Source organism: Pseudobutyrivibrio sp. YE44, from assembly GCF_900104335.1.
Taxonomy (GTDB): domain Bacteria; phylum Bacillota; class Clostridia; order Lachnospirales; family Lachnospiraceae; genus Pseudobutyrivibrio.
Genome location: NZ_FMXT01000009.1, coordinates 1 through 18,249, shown reverse-complemented (window position 1 = coordinate 18,249; position 18,249 = coordinate 1). Strand labels below are relative to the sequence as shown.

At 40.7% G+C, this 18,249-nt stretch carries 15 protein-coding genes and 1 riboswitch; of the genes, 14 read left to right on the top strand and 1 reads right to left on the bottom strand.

The annotated features are described in order from the left end of the window. The first annotated feature begins 419 nt into the window (after positions 1-419). From BLR54_RS11490 to BLR54_RS11430, 14 genes are all read left to right on the top strand, one after another. A complete protein-coding gene (locus BLR54_RS11490) occupies positions 420-3,068 on the top strand; it encodes a valine--tRNA ligase (protein WP_090421219.1) in 2,649 nt (882 codons plus the stop codon). 68 nt (positions 3,069-3,136) lie between these two features. Then, a complete protein-coding gene (deoC, locus tag BLR54_RS11485; RefSeq protein WP_090421217.1) occupies positions 3,137-3,814 on the top strand; it encodes a deoxyribose-phosphate aldolase in 678 nt (225 codons plus the stop codon). Between the two features lie 166 nt (positions 3,815-3,980). Continuing rightward, entirely contained in the window at positions 3,981-5,381 is a 1,401-nt protein-coding gene (locus tag BLR54_RS11480) for a DUF342 domain-containing protein (protein WP_090421215.1), read from the top strand. An 18-nt stretch (positions 5,382-5,399) separates the two neighbouring features. Then, positions 5,400-5,552, top strand: coding sequence for a hypothetical protein (locus BLR54_RS15000; RefSeq protein WP_176761936.1), 153 nt, complete (start codon positions 5,400-5,402; stop codon positions 5,550-5,552). A gap of 24 nt (positions 5,553-5,576) precedes the next feature. Continuing rightward, entirely contained in the window at positions 5,577-6,974 is a 1,398-nt protein-coding gene (locus BLR54_RS11475; protein ID WP_090421213.1) for a tetratricopeptide repeat protein, read from the top strand. A gap of 1 nt (position 6,975) precedes the next feature. Further along, positions 6,976-7,440 (top strand): cytidine deaminase, encoded by a 465-nt coding sequence (locus tag BLR54_RS11470; RefSeq protein WP_090421211.1) that lies wholly within the window; start codon positions 6,976-6,978, stop codon positions 7,438-7,440. A gap of 63 nt (positions 7,441-7,503) precedes the next feature. Next, positions 7,504-8,658, top strand: a complete 1,155-nt coding sequence (locus tag BLR54_RS11465; protein ID WP_090421209.1) for a BMP family lipoprotein — start codon at positions 7,504-7,506, stop codon at positions 8,656-8,658. A 214-nt stretch (positions 8,659-8,872) separates the two neighbouring features. Then, positions 8,873-10,411 carry an ABC transporter ATP-binding protein gene (locus BLR54_RS11460; protein ID WP_090421207.1) on the top strand — a complete coding sequence of 513 codons (1,539 nt, stop codon included), beginning with the start codon at positions 8,873-8,875 and terminating at the stop codon, positions 10,409-10,411. Next, positions 10,411-11,556 carry an ABC transporter permease gene (locus tag BLR54_RS11455; RefSeq protein WP_090421205.1) on the top strand — a complete coding sequence of 382 codons (1,146 nt, stop codon included), beginning with the start codon at positions 10,411-10,413 and terminating at the stop codon, positions 11,554-11,556. The genes BLR54_RS11460 and BLR54_RS11455 overlap by 1 nt, the downstream gene beginning before the upstream one ends. 3 nt (positions 11,557-11,559) lie before the next feature. Next, complete coding sequence (locus BLR54_RS11450) at positions 11,560-12,504, top strand: ABC transporter permease (protein WP_090421201.1); 945 nt, start codon at positions 11,560-11,562, stop codon at positions 12,502-12,504. A 150-nt stretch (positions 12,505-12,654) separates the two neighbouring features. Beyond that, positions 12,655-13,752, top strand: a complete 1,098-nt coding sequence (locus BLR54_RS11445) for a response regulator (protein ID WP_090421199.1) — start codon at positions 12,655-12,657, stop codon at positions 13,750-13,752. Positions 13,753-13,945: 193 nt separating this feature from the next. After that, the gene (locus BLR54_RS11440) at positions 13,946-15,100 is read left to right on the top strand and encodes an acyltransferase family protein (RefSeq protein ID WP_090421197.1); all 1,155 of its coding nucleotides are present in this window, start codon (positions 13,946-13,948) and stop codon (positions 15,098-15,100) included. Further along, positions 15,070-15,294, top strand: a complete 225-nt coding sequence (locus BLR54_RS11435; protein WP_090421195.1) for an acyl carrier protein — start codon at positions 15,070-15,072, stop codon at positions 15,292-15,294. Before BLR54_RS11440 ends, BLR54_RS11435 begins: the two co-directional genes overlap by 31 nt. 77 nt (positions 15,295-15,371) lie before the next feature. Next, positions 15,372-16,775 (top strand): class I adenylate-forming enzyme family protein, encoded by a 1,404-nt coding sequence (locus BLR54_RS11430; RefSeq protein WP_090421193.1) that lies wholly within the window; start codon positions 15,372-15,374, stop codon positions 16,773-16,775. 97 nt (positions 16,776-16,872) lie between these two features. Here BLR54_RS11430 and thiT read toward each other — a convergent pair whose 3' ends face one another. Continuing rightward, the gene (thiT, locus tag BLR54_RS11425; RefSeq protein WP_090421191.1) at positions 16,873-17,442 is read right to left on the bottom strand and encodes an energy-coupled thiamine transporter ThiT; all 570 of its coding nucleotides are present in this window, start codon (positions 17,440-17,442) and stop codon (positions 16,873-16,875) included. 35 nt (positions 17,443-17,477) lie between these two features. Further along, positions 17,478-17,576, bottom strand: a riboswitch (TPP riboswitch). Between the last annotated feature and the right edge of the window lie 673 nt (positions 17,577-18,249).

The window sequence follows — 18,249 nt, the reverse complement described above, 5'->3', positions numbered from 1 at the left end:
TGACGAAGGTAGCTTCGGAGCAGGTGGTGAACAAAGTGCCTTAGGGCAGATAAGCCAACCCGAGTCGTTCCCGTAAGGAATAAGATGAGTAATAAATGCAGGTGGTAACGCGACCGTATCGTATATGGCGCCCTGTGTACAGCAATTTGCCGTACACAGGGCTTTTTTTATTCGTGGAAGCCTACGCCAGTTACAGCTACAAGCCTTAGTGTTTCTCCGCTCAGCGTAGAATGCTTCGCTTGAGAAACCTAAGAGCTTGATGCTTACTGGCTCAGTTATTTCAAAGATTATAAATAGCTTGTAGTTAAACAATCTCTGAGTGTTGCATAAGCGGAGCTTTCTATGCGAAGCGTTGCAATATCTCAGGATTGTGAACGTAACAAGCGAGTCACAACTTGCATTTTAGAAAGGATACGAGGATGAAAGAATTAGCAAAGACTTATGATCCAAAAGGTCTGGAAGACAGACTCTACAAGAAATGGGAAGAAAATGGATATTTTCATGCGGAGGTTGATAGAAGCAAAAAGCCTTTTACTATCGTTATGCCACCTCCAAATATCACAGGACAGCTCCACATGGGACATGCCCTTGATAACACAATGCAGGATATTCTTATTAGATATAAAAGAATGCAGGGCTACTCAGCTCTTTGGCAGCCAGGTACAGACCATGCAGCCATTGCTACTGAGGTAAAGGTTATCGAGCATCTTAAGAAGCAGGGTATCGAAAAGGATGACCTTGGCCGTGAAGGCTTCCTTGAGAAGTGCTGGGAGTGGAAGGATGAGTACGGCACACGTATCATCAACCAGCTTAAGAAGATGGGTTCATCTGCTGACTGGGAGCGCGAGAGATTCACAATGGATGAAGGCTGCTCAAAGGCTGTAGAGGACGTATTCGTAAAGCTTTATAAGGAAGGCTACATCTACAAGGGAAACCGTATCATTAACTGGTGTCCAGTTTGCCAGACTTCTATTTCTGACGCTGAGGTTGAGCATGAGGAGCAGGCAGGACATTTCTGGCACATGAAGTATGAAATTGTTGGTGAGCCAGGTCGCTTCGTTACTTTTGCAACTACTCGTCCAGAAACAATGCTTGGTGATACAGCTGTTGCTGTAAATCCTAAGGATGAAAGATATCAGGATATCATCGGAAAGACTGTAATGCTTCCATTCGTAAATCGTGAGATTCCAGTTGTTGCTGATGAGTATGTTGATATGGAATTCGGTACTGGTGTTGTTAAGATTACACCTGCTCACGACCCTAACGATTTCGAGGTAGGAAAGAGACATGATCTTCCTATTATCAACGTTCTTAATGACGATGCTACTATCAATTCAAACGGTGGCGAGTTCGAGGGAATGGACAGATATGAGGCTCGTAAGCTTATCGTTCAGAAGATGGATGAAATGGGTCTCCTTGTTAAGATTGAAGACCATACTCACAATGTTGGTACACATGATAGATGTAACACAACTGTAGAGCCAATGGTTAAGCCACAGTGGTTCGTTGCTATGGAAGAGCTTGCTAAGCCAGCTATCGAGGCAATCAAGACTGGCGAGCTTACTTTCGTACCAAAGAACTACGACAAGACATATTTACACTGGCTGGAGAACATCCGTGACTGGTGTATTTCACGTCAGCTTTGGTGGGGACACAGAATCCCAGCATACTATTGCCCAGAGTGTGGCGAGACAGTAGTTGCCCCAGCAGCAGAGGCTCCAACAGTTTGTCCTAAGTGCGGTTGCAACCACATGAAGCAGGATGAGGATACACTTGATACATGGTTCTCATCAGCGCTTTGGCCATTCTCAACTCTTGGCTGGCCAGAGAAGACAGAAGAGCTTGATTACTTCTATCCTACAAACGTGCTTGTTACAGGATACGATATCATCTTCTTCTGGGTAATCAGAATGGTATTCTCAGGATATGCCCACACAGGTAAGTCACCATTTAGCACAGTACTTATTCATGGTCTCGTTCGTGATTCTCAGGGACGCAAGATGTCTAAGTCACTTGGAAATGGTATTGATCCACTTGAGATTATTGATAACTACGGCGCAGATGCACTTCGTCTTACACTTATTACAGGTAATGCACCTGGTAACGATATGCGCTTCTACAACGAGCGTGTTGAGAACAGCCGTAACTTTGCAAACAAGGTTTGGAACGCATCACGTTTCATTATGATGAACCTTGCAGACAATGAGGTTACAAAGCCTGCTGATGCTGATCTTGCTACAGAGGATAAGTGGATTATCTCTAAGGTAAACACATTAGCTAAAGATGTAACAGAAAATATGGACAAGTTTGAACTTGGTATTGCTGTTCAGAAGGTTTATGATTTTATCTGGGACGAGTTCTGCGACTGGTACATCGAAATCGTAAAGCCAAGAATGTACTCTCAGGAGTATACAGCTAGCAAGAACGCAGCACTTTGGACAGCTAAGTTTGCACTTACAAACGCCCTTAAGATGCTTCATCCATTTATGCCATTCATCACAGAAGAAATCTTCTGCACACTTCAGAGCGAGGAAGAGACAATCATGCTCTCAGCTTGGCCTGAGTTTGATGAGGCGCTTAACTTCCCAACTGAGGAAGCAAAGGTTGAACGTGCAAAGGATGTTGTTCGTGGTATGAGACAGCTTCGTACAGATATGGATGTTCCGCCATCAAAGAAGGCAGCAATCCATATTGTTGCTGAGTCAGCAGATGTTAGAGCAATCTTCGATGAGATTACACCTATCTTTGCAACACTTGCAGGTGCAACAGACGTAATTGTTCAGGCTGACAAGCTTGGTATTGGATCAGATGCAGTTTCAGCTGTTATTCCTGACGCAACACTCTTTGTTCCTCTTGAGGATCTTGTAGACTTTGAGAAGGAAAAGGAACGTCTCACAAAGGAAAAAGAAAAACTTGAAAAAGAGCTTGCTCGTTCACGCGGAATGCTTTCAAATGAAAAGTTCATGAGCAAGGCACCAGAAGCTAAAGTTGCTGAGGAGCGTGAGAAGCTCGCGAAGTATGAGCAGATGATGGCTCAGGTTGAGGCTAGACTTGCGTCTATGAAATAATAGGCTTCCCCTTGAGGGGAAGCTGTCACCGAAGGTGACTGATGAGGTGTCAAAAGGAGGATTATAAAATGGATATTAAGAATATTTTAAGCAAATGTGATCACACTCTTCTCGGGGTGGACGCAACATGGAATGATATTAAGGGAATCGTGGATGATGGTATGAAGTACGAGACAGCTTCAGTTTGCATCCCAGCAAGCTTTGTAAAGCAGGCTGCAGATTACGTTAAGGAGCAGGGTGGACATCTCCCAATCTGTACAGTAATCGGTTTTCCAAATGGTTATGCAACAACTGCTTCTAAGTGCTTTATGGCATCAGATGCTGTAGATAATGGCGCTGAGGAAGTTGATATGGTTATCAATGTTGGTTGGGTTAAGGAAGGACGTTACGATGATGTTCTTGCTGAGATTAATGCAATCAAGGCTGCTTGCAAGGGCAAGCTTTTAAAGGTAATCATCGAGTGCTGTCTTCTTACAGATGAAGAGAAGATTAAGATGTGCGAGGTAGTTTCAAAGTCTGACGCTGACTACATCAAGACATCAACAGGTTTCTCTACAGGCGGAGCTACTTTCGATGATATCAAGCTTATGGCAGACCACATGACAAACGGAAAGCTTATTAAAGCAGCAGGTGGAATTGCTTCTCTTGATGATGCTCAGAAGTTCATTGACCTTGGAGCAAGTCGTCTTGGTACAAGCCGAGTTGTAAAGGCTGTAAAAGGTCTTCCAAACGACGGAAAATACTAATTCCACAATCGTGAAAAATTAATGAAAAATACGCAATTTTTCGTGAATTCTATGACAAATTAACAATTGTGCCCTATAATTAGAATATTCAAAGTATGTGGTTTTATGTCTTTGGATAAATAGACATTGGATATTCTGATGTGGAAAGGGTGTATTTAGGGGACTTATGGCAGGACCATTACCAGCATTAGCTCCAAAAGTTCAGGTATCATCAAATGGCTTGGAGGCCACTATGACCTTCAAGATTCCTGATGGGAAAAATGAGGTTCCAAGCTTTACTGCAGCCCAGTTGCTTGGATTCTTGAATAATGCCAATGTAACTTTCGGAATTGATCAGGAAATGTTGGCTCGCCTAGCAGATAGCCCTATCTATGGCCGACCTGTAAAGGTGGCTGAGGGTAATCCTCAGATTCAGGGTACACCTGGATACTTTGAGTACACCTTTGAGACAAAATTTAATAGAAAGCCAACTATCCGCCCGGATGGTACGGCTGATTATATGAGTATCAAAACTATCGAGACTGTTGAGGAGGGGGATGTTATAGCTATCTATCATCCTGCTGTTCAAGGGTCTCGTGGTATGTCTGTACGTGGTCAGATTCTTGAGCCTAAGCCAGTGCGTGACTTGCCTCCGCTTATTGGACGAGGCTTCGATCGTTCTCGCGATAATCTTACCTACACTGCAAAGCTTAGTGGTAAAATTGAGGTTAACCAAGGTAAGATTAATATTTCTCCAGTCCATGAGTTAAAGGGAGATGTAGGTATCGAGACTGGTAACATCAAGTTTAATGGTGATGTTATCATCCACGGTGGCGTTAGAGATGGCGCTGTTATTGATGCTGCAGGAAATGTTATTATTGACGGTCTTATTGAAGAATGCAGCATCCATGCAGGAAAGGATTTATTCCTGCTTTCAGGTGTAAAGGGCAACGAAAAAACTGTTATTAGCTGTGGTGGTTCTATTACGGCACAGTTTGTTGAGTACGCCACAATCACCTGCGAGGGAAATATTACAGCTGATTATTTCTTTAAGAGCAAAATTAGCTGTGATGGTAGAATTGAATTAAATGGTAATAATGCTTCAATAATTGGTGGAGTAGTATCTGCAGTTCAGGGAATTCAGGTAAACGATATTGGCAATGCCTTCGGTACAATCACAAACATCTCAGTAGGTGTTGATTTAGAGAGAACAGCGGAGTTTGAAATGCTGGCAAAGAAAATTGAAGCCATCAATTCAAATGTTTTAAAAATCAAAAAAGGTATCGAAGAATTTGATAGGATAGGTGCTGAGCGTGGTATCAATTTCAAGGAGGATCCACGTCGTATGCAGCTTTTGCGCGTTCGTATTCGAGATGAGGCTATAGTTCTTGAAGAGACTAAGCGTCTTTCTAAGATGAAGGAAATAATCCTTTCGGGAAAGGATGCTTCTATAAGAGTTCTCAGAAGATTATATGCCGGTACGAATCTTTCGGTGGATGACCATCACGTGGCTATTACCGATACCCATGAACGTGTTGAGGTTACAAAGAGCGTGGAAGGCCTAAAGCTTACTAGAATTACCACTTAAAATGTAAAGGATAATGATATGATTGATTTTGAGGAAGAGTTAAAGAAATACGAGCCAGCAATCGAAGTTGAGCAGGCTGAAGATGACATCAAGGCAAGAGATTTAACAGACTTAACAGATTTGCTGGTTAATATTTCTGCCCAGAATGTCCAGAATAATGTTGCTAAATAAAAATCGCTTCACGGAGAATAATACATGCAATGCTTTATGTGTGGTGCCGATGTTGGTGACAACAGAGTATGTTACAATTGCGGCGCCGATATTTTGTTATACAAACAGATAATATACACATCTTATGTGTTCTATAATCAAGGCTTGGAAAAGGCAAGGGTTAAGGATATCTCAGGTGCTATTGAGGCTCTAAAGTCTTCTCTCCAGTATTACAAATACAATACAAAAGCTCGAAATCTTTTGGGCCTTTGCTATTATCAGGTGGGAGATACTGTTAGGGCTATTAATGAGTGGGTTCTTTCTAAGAACTTGCAGGAGGAGGACAATCCTTTTGCTGATAGATATTTAGCAGAGATTGAGAATGATCCTGGTCTTTTAAATAAGCTAAATTCCACTATTAAAAAATATAATCAGGCAATTGAATACTGTAAGAGTGGTAGCCGTGACCTAGCTATGATTCAGTTGAAAAAGGTAATTAGCCAAAATCCTAATTTGGTTAAGGCACACCAGCTCTTAGGTCTTTTATATATACAAGAGGGCAAGTACGCTGATGCTAGAAAGGTACTTTCTGCAGCAGCAAAAATCGATGCCAACAATACAACAACAATCCGTTACCTACATGAGGTAAAGGAACAGCTTAAGACTCAAAACACCAGCAGACGTCGCAAGAAGGATGACGTAGTTAGCTTTAATGATGGAAACGAGACCATCATTATGACTGAAGGCTCTTTGCGCAGCATGCTGGACAACACACGTACCAGTCTTATAAACATTGTGCTTGGTATAATTGTTGGACTTCTAATTTGCTTCTTCTTAGTGCTTCCTACTGTAAAGGATAACATGAAGGACGGTAATACAAAGACAGTATTATCCTTAGATGAATCCCTTGAGGATGCACGAAATGAAAACGATGATCTTAAAGAAGAGATTGAAACGTTAAAAGGCGAGCTTGCTGCTTATGACGACAAGCAGGATGTACCAACATCTTACGACAATCTTATAGCTGCATTCAATTTTAATACAGCAGGGGATACAAAATCAGCTTGTGAATATATCCAATTGGTAACAAAGGATGTGTTAGGAGAGCAGGGCAAGAAAGCATATGACAATCTTTATGCTGAACTTGCTCCATCAATCATCCAGGGCTACTATGACGACGGCAACTCCTTCTATAAAGAAGAGAATTACGAAAGTGCTATCACAAACTTCAAAAATGTAGTTGATGTAGACGAGGATTATAACGACGGAGCAGCCCTATTCCTTCTTGGTGACTGCTACCGACTTACAGGCGAGAAAGAGTCGGCATTGGAATGCTTCAACAAGGTAGTAGAGAAGCATCCTAGCAATAAATGGGGACGCCAGGCAAAGGTTTATCTTGCAGCAGATGATACTGAGCTGTCTGCAACAGAGGTAGGTGAATAATTTGACAGATTTTGAATTAATAAAAATGGCTCTTGAAGCCAGAGAAATGGCATACACTCCATATTCTCATCACAAGGTTGGAGCTGCACTTTTGTGTCAGGATGGCACAGTGGTGAAGGGCTGCAATATTGAAAATGCAGGTTACACTCCAACAAACTGCGCTGAGCGTACAGCTGTGTTCAAGGCAGTTAGCGAGGGCAAAAAAGACTTTGAGGCTATTGCAATTGTAGGAGGAATGGATAATCTTAAAGAGCTTCCTCTTTGTGCTCCTTGCGGAGTTTGTCGTCAGGTGCTTAGAGAATTCGTAAATCCGGATAACTTTAAGGTTGTACTTGCCCAGGTGGATGATGTTACAGACTTGAGCAAGCTTGTAGAATCCCAGGTTCATCCTAAGACAATGACACTGACAGAGCTTTTGCCACTTGGCTTTGGACCTGAAAACTTGGTTGTTGCAACAGGTGAGTAAAATCTTTATAATCTGAGTTAGGTAGTTTCTAAAAAGGAACTGAAATATAGGAGGAATGAAAGAATGAAAAAGAAGTTATTAAGTGTACTTCTTGTAGCTAGCATGGTAGCTACTATGTTTGTTGGATGTGGTTCATCTTCTGATGGCGCAGCAACAGAGGGGGGAGAAGCTGAAGGCTCTGGATACAGAATCGCTATGATTACTGACTCTGGTGACATTACAGATATGTCTTTCAACCAGACAACTTATGAGGCTGCTAAGGCTTTCTCTGATGCAAACAACAACGGTGATTTCCAGTATTACAAGCCAACAGAGGATTCAGATGATGCTCGTATCGCTTCATTTGAGAACGCTGTTACTGATGGTTACAATGTAATCGTTGTTCCTGGTTACCTTTTTGCAAAGATGATTGCTAAGGTTGCTCCAGATTATCCAGATGTTACAATTATCGCTCTTGACTGCTCTGAGTTCGATTTTAAGGATGCAGGTATGGAGACACTTCCTGAAAATGTTTGTTCTTTCACATATCAGGAAGAGCTTGCTGGTTACATGGCAGGTTATGCAGCAGTTAAGGAAGGCTACAAGAAGCTTGGCTTCTTAGGTGGTATGGCTGTTCCAGCTGTTATTCGTTATGGTTTCGGTTTCGTTCAGGGTGCTGACGCAGCAGCTGTTGAAGATGGTATCGAGTCAGATGTAGAAGTTAACTACGTATATGGTGGTCAGTTCTACGGTGATGACGCTATCACAGCTCAGATGGATACATGGTATTCAAACGGCACAGAAGTTGTATTCGCTTGTGGTGGTGGTATCTACACATCAGCTTGCGAGGCAGCTGTTAAGGTTGACGGTAAGGTTATCGGTGTTGACGTTGATCAGTCTGGTACAATTGAGAGCCAGTACAACGTTGAAGGCCTTTGCGTAACATCAGCTATGAAGGGTCTTGCTGCAACAGTTAACACAACACTTACAGACCTCTTCGCAGGTGACTGGTCTAAGTATGCTGGAAAGATTGAGAACCTTGGTATCGTATCAGGTGACGATCCTTCAGCTAACTATGTTCAGCTTCCAATGGATACATGGACAATGAAGAACTTCACAGTTGACAACTACAAGGAACTTGTAAAGTCAATGAACGATGGTACTGTTAAGGTAAGCAGCGATACAGAGGCTATGCCTTCAACAAGCATCAAGGTAAAGGAATTTGATAATATTCACTAATCCCGTAAGTACCTAATAAGGGGGAAGGATTTATCCTTCCCCTTTTTTTAAAATATTGTGATGTTGTGCATAATAGCTAAAAATATTATAATTAATAGTGTGCGAGGCTCTAATTATGCCCATTTTTAGAAAAAGTGGTCATGATTATGGTTTTGCAGGCTTACAAAGGGAGTAATGCAATATCAATAATTAATAAACGGAAAGGTGTATTGCGATGGAAGATTATGTAATTGAGATGCTGCACATAACAAAAGAGTTTCCAGGCATCATTGCAAATGACGATATCACGTTGCAATTGAAGCGCGGCGAAATCCATGCGCTTCTTGGAGAGAATGGCGCCGGTAAGTCCACACTTATGAGTGTTTTATTTGGACTCTACACGCCTGAAAAGGGAGTTATCAAAAAGGACGGCAAGGAAGTTAAGATTAACAATCCTAACGACGCTACCGACCTTGGTATTGGTATGGTACATCAGCACTTTATGTTGGTAGACATTTTCTCAGTGCTTGATAATATTATTCTTGGTTCAGAACCTAGCAAGTTTGGCTTCTTAACAAAGGCCGAGGCCCGCAAGAAGGTACTTGATTTGTCAAACAAGTACAATCTTAAGGTTGATCCAGATGCAAAGATTGAAGACATTACTGTTGGTATGCAGCAGCGTGTTGAAATCTTAAAGATGCTTTATAGAGACAATGATATCCTTATTTTTGATGAGCCTACAGCTGTGCTTACACCACAGGAAATCGATGAGCTTATGAAAATCATGAAGGATTTGGCTGCAGAAGGTAAGTCAATTCTTTTCATTACACATAAGCTTAACGAGATTATGGAAGTTGCTGACAGATGCTCTATCCTTAGAAAAGGTAAGTATATCGGCACTGTAGACGTTGCAAACACCACAAAGGAAGAGCTTTCTTCAATGATGGTAGGCCGTAATGTTAAGTTTGCAGTTGATAAGACAGAAGCTCAGCCTAAGGACGAGGTTCTTAAGGTAGAGAACGTATGTGTAAAGAGCAAGCTTCATTCAAATGATTCTGTTCATAACGTATCCTTCAACGTACGTGCAGGCGAAATCGTTTGTATCGCTGGTATCGATGGAAACGGACAGACAGAGTTTGTTGGCGCTCTTACAGGTCTTGATGATATTGCAAGTGGAAAGATTACTCTTTGTGGCGAAGACATCACAAAGAAATCTATCCGTTACAAGAATACACACGGCATGAGTCATATCCCTGAGGATAGACATAAGCATGGTCTTGTTCTTGATTACACCCTTGAAGAAAATATGATTCTTCAGAGATATTTTGAGCCAGCCTTCAATAAACATGGCATTATCAAGAAGAATGAAATGAGAAAGTATTCAGAAAGACTTACTGAGGCTTTTGATGTTCGTTCTGGTCAGGGTGCAAAGACTATTGTTCGTTCAATGTCAGGTGGTAACCAGCAGAAGGCAATTGTTGCTCGAGAAATGGATAGAAACCACGAGCTTCTCATTGCTGTACAGCCTACACGTGGTCTTGACGTTGGTGCTATCGAATACATCCATAAGGAAATCGTAAAAGAGCGTGATGCAGGTAAGGCTATCCTTCTTGTTTCCCTTGAATTAGATGAGGTTATGAACCTTTCTGATAGAATTCTTGTTATGTATGAGGGTGAAATCGTTGGTGAAGTTGATCCAAAGAAAACCACTCTTCAGGAATTGGGATTATATATGTCAGGCGCTAAGCGTGATGACAGAAAGGAGGCTAAGTAATGGAAAAGACAAGCTTTTTCAAAAGACCAGCCGTGCAGACATTACTTGCTTCAATTCTGTGCGCTATTTTAGGTATTATTTTAGGTTATGTTATTCTTTGCTTCATGAATGCAGAGCATGCTGCAGAAGGTATGTCAGCAATCCTTGTAAACTTCTTCAAGTATCGTATTGCTAGCACATCTACACTTATGAAGTATATGGGCTCTTTCTTAGTAAAGGCTGTTCCTGTAATCCTTTGTGCAGAGGCTATCCTCTTTGCTTACAAGGCAGGACTTTTCAATATCGGTGTTGCTGGACAGTATACTGTTGGTATTATTGCCAGCCTTTACACTTCACTTGCCCTTGGATGGAATTGGTTCCTTTGCGTTCTTGCAGCAATTGCAGCAGGTGCTTTATGGGGCTTTTTAGCAGGTTTATTTAAGGCCTTCTTCAATGTAAATGAGGTTATTGCAGGTATCATGTTCAACTGGATTGGCCTTTATATCTGTAACATCATCCTTGGTGGTGAAAAGTGTATGAATCAGAGTAAGTCTGAGACATACGAAATCAGAGATGTTAACCCTTCAGGTCTTTTACCTGGATTTATGCAGGATGTATTTGGTGGCAATGAGTATATGACAATTGCTATTCCAATTACAATCATTCTTGCAATCGTAATCCTTGTAGTTCTTAACAAGACTACTTTTGGTTACGAGCTTAAGGCAACAGGTCACAATAAGGATGCTGCTAAGTATTCAGGTATGAATGCAAAGCGTAACATCATTCTTACACTTGTTATTTCTGGTGCAATTGCTGGACTCGCAGCAGGCCTCTACTACCTTACAGGTATTGAGCACTTCAAGATTGCATCTTCAGTTCCTGGCATGGGCTTCAACGGAATCGCTGTTGCATTCCTTGGTGGTCTTCATCCAATCGGAGCAATCATTGCAGGACTTTTCGTTGAGTACATCACTCTTGGTGGTCAGTACCTCAACACAAACTACTACAATCCACAGGTTGCAGATCTTATGATTTCAATCATCATCTACCTCTGCGGATTTGTATTATTCTTCAGAACAATACTTAACAGACCTGGCAAGGTAAAGGTTAACGCCAATGCAGAGCCAGACAATACAGCAAAAAAAGCTGAAGAAAAGGAGGTGTAAGAAATGCTATTATTGATTCAATACACACTTATTTTCTCAGCAGTTCTTATCCTTGTAGCTTTGGGCGGTATGTTCTCAGAGCGAAGCGGTATCATCAATCTTGGACTTGAGGGTATCATGGTATTCGGTGCTATGGCAGGAGCTATGGTAATGGTTCTTCTTCCTGCAGATGCATCAAGATTTACAATTATTGTACTTACACTTTTGGCATCAGCAGTAGCTGGTATGCTTTCATCACTTTTAATTGCAGTTGCTTGTATCAACTTCAAGGCTGATCAGACACTTATCGGTACAGCTCTTAACATGCTTGCTACAGCATCAGCAACAGTTATTATCAAGGGCTTCAACACAGCTCGTTCAGGCGGTACAGATTTCTCAGCAAAGCTTGATTATGTTCGTGGTCACAATGCATTTATGTTCAGCATTGGAAAGCTTCAGCTTAGCTGGTTTATCGTTGTTGCAGCAGTTCTTCTTGTAGTAGCTATTGTTTTCTTCTACAAGACAAAGCTTGCACTTCGTATTCGTTCATGTGGTGAGCATCCACAGGCAGCAGATTCAGTTGGTATCAACGTATACGCTATGAGATACATTGGCGTTTTAATGTCAGGTTTCCTTGGCGGACTTGGTGGAATCATCTACATCTGCGCAGCTAACTCAACATGGCACTTTGATTACGGTGTAGCAGGTGCAGGTTTCCTTGCTCTTGCTGTTATGATTTTTGGTCAGTGGAAGCCAGAGCGTATTGCTTGGTCAGCAGTGCTCTTTGCATTATTCCGCTCACTTTCAAATGTATATATGGGTATTGGGTTCCTTCATGCACTTCCTATTTCAGGAACTGTATACAACATGTTCCCATACATTGTTTCACTTATCGTTCTTGCTTTTACATCACAGAATTCTCGTGCACCAAAAGCAGAAGGTATTCCATACGATAAGGGTGCTAGATAAAACACTTAAGCTTGTTACACTATCAAGCCTTATGATTTCTCAGTTCTGCATAGAAAACATCACTTGAGAAATATAAGAGCTTGATAGCTACAAGCTTTTCTTTTATTATCAAAGTAGAATATCATATGGAAAGATATTCGTGGGGTGAGTATGAAAAAGATTGATGTTAGCGAAATTAAACCGGGAATGATATTGGCTGAGAAGATTGTTAGCCCTAGAGGTCAAGTCTTGGCAGAGGCTGGCACGCCTATTACGGCCCAGCAGCTTTTGCATATCAGCTATTACAATATCACCTCTCTGGCAATTCAAGACGAGGAAGAGGCTGTAGATAAGTTTGAGCCTGAGGCTCCTGACGAATTTATAGGTGAAACCCAGTCTTGGAGAATTACAAATAGTGCTGAATTTGCCGAGTTCAAAAGAGCCTATGACAAATGTTCCGACAGATTGGAACAGATTGTTACAGATTTTGTGGATAAAAAGGTTCCACTTAAGGATGATGAGTTGATAACTGAAATCAAGGGAGTCTTTGAGAAACATTCCACCGGACTTGGTATTATGGCTATGATGCTTAATGTGCAGGAAATAGACACCTCCACCTTTAAGCATAGTGTTAATGTGGCAATTATTTCCAGAGTATGTGGTACCTGGCTTGGAATCACAGATGAAAAGGAACTTGATGTTTTGACAATGTGCGGATTGTATCACGACATTGGCAAGTCTCTAGTTCCTCATTACATACTTACAAAAACTGGAAAGCTTACAGCTGAAGAGTTTGGACGAATGGCAGAGCATCCGCTTCTTGGTTACAATCTTTTGATGGAAGCAGAAATCGACAGAAGAATCAAACTGGCGGCCCTCCAACACCATGAAAGAAATGATGGTACTGGTTATCCATATGGTTTAACAAAGGATTTCATTTCCGATTATTCAAAGATTGTAGCAATTACAGATGTTTACGATGCTATGACAGCAGATAGATGCTATCGTGCAGGAATTTGTCCTTTTGAGGTTATTGCTCAGTTCCAGCGAGAGGATAAATCAAAATATGACCAGAATGTTCTGCAGGTATTTCTTCAGAATATTGCTCATTCGTATATTGGTGCAGGAGTTCTTCTTTCGGATGGCTCTAGAGGTACAATTGCAATGATTAATAATAATTCTTTATCAAGTCCATTGGTAAAGATTGATGATGGCAGTTTTGTTGATCTTCGTGAACGTACGGATTTATATATTAGAGCGTGTATATAGTATATAAAAATGCTGATTTGTAGCATATTTGGCAGCCCTTTAGGGGGCTGCCTTTTTGTGAATAATTACTTCATAAACGTGTAATAAAATATACAAATTAATGTGATATTCACATTGATTATAGTTGGGGCTAATGGTAACATAAGACCACTGTGGTTTAGTGTGTTTTCATGTAATAAAGGGAGCAATATAAATGAAAACAAGTAGTTTTAAAATTAAAAATACGCTAGGTATGTTTGACCTGTTGAAGGGTGCTGTTATGTTCAGCATGATTATAGGTCACACTCATGGCTTAGTAGGAGGTGGGAACCAAAATCCTATCTCCATGGTAATATCGTTTGTCCTGACTTTTTTTGGTGAGGCGGCCATGCCGGCCTTAATGATTGTCAGCGGTTATGGCTTTAGAAAGGCCCCTACTAAGAAATGTTTTGTAAGGTTATACAAGACACTTCTAATTCCGTATTTTATCACTGTGGTACTGACGGCAGTGGCACGTGTGTTAGGGAATTATTTTGTGTACGGTGGCTTTGTTTACAGCGTCAAAGAAGCTGTAAAGGTGTTATTAGGTGGATTAGTTGGTGTCACTAGAGATACTAGCATTGCCGGTCACATGATTTATGATTGTGGTCCATGCTGGTTTATGATGGCACTTGTACTTGCTTGTCTTATTTTTAATGAACTCTTAAAGCATTTTAAGGGCAAGAATCTTTTTGTTGCATCTTTGGTTATTTCTTGCATTGGTTGGGCGTTATCTCTTGGACCAGGACTTCCTTTTACAATTTCACAAGGTCTTGTTTCGACTTTGTATATTTGTATAGGTTATATGGCAAAGAAGGAAAAATTCTTTGTATCTTTAACTGAAACTAAAAAGATTGTTGGACTATCTTTGGGGGCAGTTATAGTCAATTTGATTTTTAAGGGATTAGGTGGAGAGTTCTACTTGGCTCACAGCACTTATTCTTATGGACCAATTGCAATATTTGTCACAGCAGCATCAGCTACAGCTGTAATCTATTGGTTCTTACATCTCAATAGATATACAGGAAAGATTTCTAGTGGGCTGAGAAATGTGGGAAGAAATTCTTTATATGTTTTATGTGCTCATTCCATTGAATATACTGCAATTGGTAAATATGTACAGATAGATTTCTTTGAAAAATGGGTAGGATCATCAGGACCAAGAATTCTTGCGATGATTGCCCTAAGAATAATCGTAGATTTTACTCTTGCCTACGGCTATGTCGGGGTTAAGAAGTATTTTTCTAATAAACAAGAGGGTGAAAAGGGCGAAGATGTTATTGAAAGGAGGAATAGTGTATGGAAGCAAAGCTTGAAAAAATCCAGTTAATTATTGAGGATGTGGCTGACATTCCTGTTGATGAGATTAACGTAGATAGCTCTTTCATGGATGATTTAGATTTATCATCTCTCGAGATTATGTCCATTGTGTCAAAAATCGAGAAGGAGTTTTCTGTAAAGTTAAGCGAAAAAGAATTGCTATCAGTTGAAACAGTGGCTGATATGGTAGAACTTATTGCATAGAATATTTCTGGCGATGCTATATTTGGCCAGCAAAAATATAAATTTAACCCAAGAAATACATAGAGGTGACATAATTAATGGTTTTATTTTTAGAAGGTATTCAAAAGTGGGGAAGCTTTCCTGCTTATCGAATTCTAAATGGGGAGGAAACCTATGATGTTTCTTTTCAGGAGTATTATGAAAAGGTATGTCAGTGCGCTTACAATCTACAGCAGATTGTTGGAGACTTAAAGGGCAAACGCATAGGTTTGTATTGTGATTCTTCTTATGAATATACCCTAATGCTTGCTGCAATTGTATTTAGCAGAGCCATTGTGGTTCCTTTAAATATTCATGAGAGTATTGATAATATTCAGTACGAGGTTGAAAACTCTGATATTGAGTATTTGATTGTAGATAATGATTTATTATCAGAATGTAATTTGAAGGCGACTCTTCTTAATAAGTCTGAAGTTCTTAAAGCCTCAGAAAAAACAATTGACCTTAAGGATTTTACAGATGATGAAAAAGATGAGCCAGCATTCCTAGTTTATACCTCTGGCACCACAGGAAGACCAAAAGGTGTGGTACTCACAGCTGGAAATATGTTTGCTTATCCTAAGACTTTGTTTGATGACAATGTTCCTTTTGAAAAGGAGGAGGGTCTTAGAATTTATACCAATTTCCCATTCTATCACATCGGCGGATTTATGAGTTGGGTTACACACTTTGAAAAGAAGTGTACCACCTATCTTAGCTTGAATCCTGGTAATGTGCTTATGGATTTGGAAAATGAGACTATAGACTCTGCGGCTGTTACACCAGCCACATTAAACCTTTGGAAGAAATCAATTCTCCGTGGTCACATTGACCGTCTTGGTCATGCTAAGCTTGTTGTTACAGCCGGAGCACCAATTGATGTTTCTGTTGTAGAGATGTTTATGGAAAATGGCATTCAGTATGGCCAGTATTATGGCATGACTGAATCCTGTGGAAATATCACCTTCAACTTTGATTGTATTAATCATGTAAAGTCTGTCGGCAGACCAGACAACAATGTTGAAGTAAAAATCATAGAGGATGAAATTTGTGTAAAGAGTCCTAGTGTAATGAAGGAATATTACAAGAACGAAGAGGAGACCCAAAAGGCCCTTATCGATGGCTTCTTACACACAGGCGATTTAGGCTATGTTGATGAGGAAGGATATGTTTACATCACAGGCCGAAAGAAGAATCTCATTATTCTATCTGGTGGCGAAAATGTCAGCCCAGAAGAGCTTGAGAATGAGCTTTATAAATGCAACCTTGTATATGAATGTAAGGTATATGCAGAGAATGACAGAATTGCTACCACAGTATATACTGACGAGGAGCAGGCAGATACAGTTGTTGAATTCATTATGGATCTCAATACAAAGCTCCCAATATACAAGAGAATCTACAAAAAGAACTTAGTTTTTGAGCCACTCGAAAAAACTAGCAGTGGAAAAATTAAGCGATAATTAGATAAAAATAGAGGCTGTAGCGTTCGCTACAGCCTTTTTAGGCTTCTCCTCGAGGAGAAGCTGTCACCGTAGGTGACTGATGAGGTGTAATATTCTAGTTTGTTGCCATGTCCTTGAGTTTTTTCATCATGGTACGTACTGGTGGAAGGAATAGAACCACAAGTGTTACACCTGCTTCTGCGAAGATGTAAATTGCGTTATATACCAGGGAGTAGGCAAGTGGATTCCATCCATCCCATGCATATTCGCCGAAGAAAATCCATCCAGAGAGAACTGCGAAAACATATCGACCGAGGACAGCAACGACATATCCCTTTACAAGTCCGAATTTTTGATTAGAAAAGAATCCTGAAAGGCCAAGAGCACCGAAGGCCAGGATATAATCAACGATAACCTGTGCAGGGAACAAAATGTATGGATCAACAATAAGGTTTAAAAGTCCGTAGGCAACGCCGGTTACGATGCCTACAAGTGGACCGAAGAAGAATCCTGGAAGACAAGCCACAAGCATTGAAAATGCAGTGATGGAACCGCCAGTAGGGAATTTAAACACCTTAATGTTGGATAGAACAAATGCAAGAGCCATAGCAACTGCGCAAAAAGCTAACTGCTTAGCGGTAAAACTAACTTTTCCTTTTTCATTTGAAGAAACATGATTAATCATAATAAAAAAAATCTCCCTTCATACGTGTGCTAGGAGATCATCAAAAAAAGCTTCCTTACGCTGGTATTATCCAGTTCAAGTGATAAGGGTCGGTGAAATCACCTCTCAGCAAAAATGCGCCCCTAGCGTGTTATTAAGTTTAACTAGAGAAACAATACCACGTCCACTAGCCACTGTCAATAAAAATGCACATTTTTACACAGATTCCTTCTTGCTGCCGCTCTGATACCATGAAAAAATTTAAATCCACTGGCGCCCCTGCCCTTGGTCCCAGCCCACCGCCGCGCTGTCCTCCCTCTGGTACTGTCATAATATGGATAGGAATTATGCATTTTCTTAATGCTACAAACGAGCTTTTAGTAGGTGACTTTTAATTGGTGTTGCACTTTGAAGCTACTGTATGTATAGCCCAGACACTTGTAAGTATAACTACTGCTCCCCCCCTCAGAGTATATAACTATCAGTTGCTTCCATACTCCGCTTGCTAAGTAAAATTAAAAAAGCAGGTTTTGTATGTATAGTCACCGTGGCACATTCAACATCGTGTCTCAAGTGACCACTGCAGCCGTCGTCCTAGCGGCTGCTGCCTATTCATTCAAAACCTGCTTTTTATTTTACTAAGCGCACTACAAATTCCAGCAACTGATAGTTATATACTCTGATGTGGAGCATTACTAAAAATAGTGTGTGTCTGTGCAATACATACTGTAGCGCCCAAGGTGCAATGAATTTAAAAGACACCTACCATAAAGAAAGCGCAGTGTAGCATTTAGAAAATACAAATTCCTATACTTTGACAGAACCAGA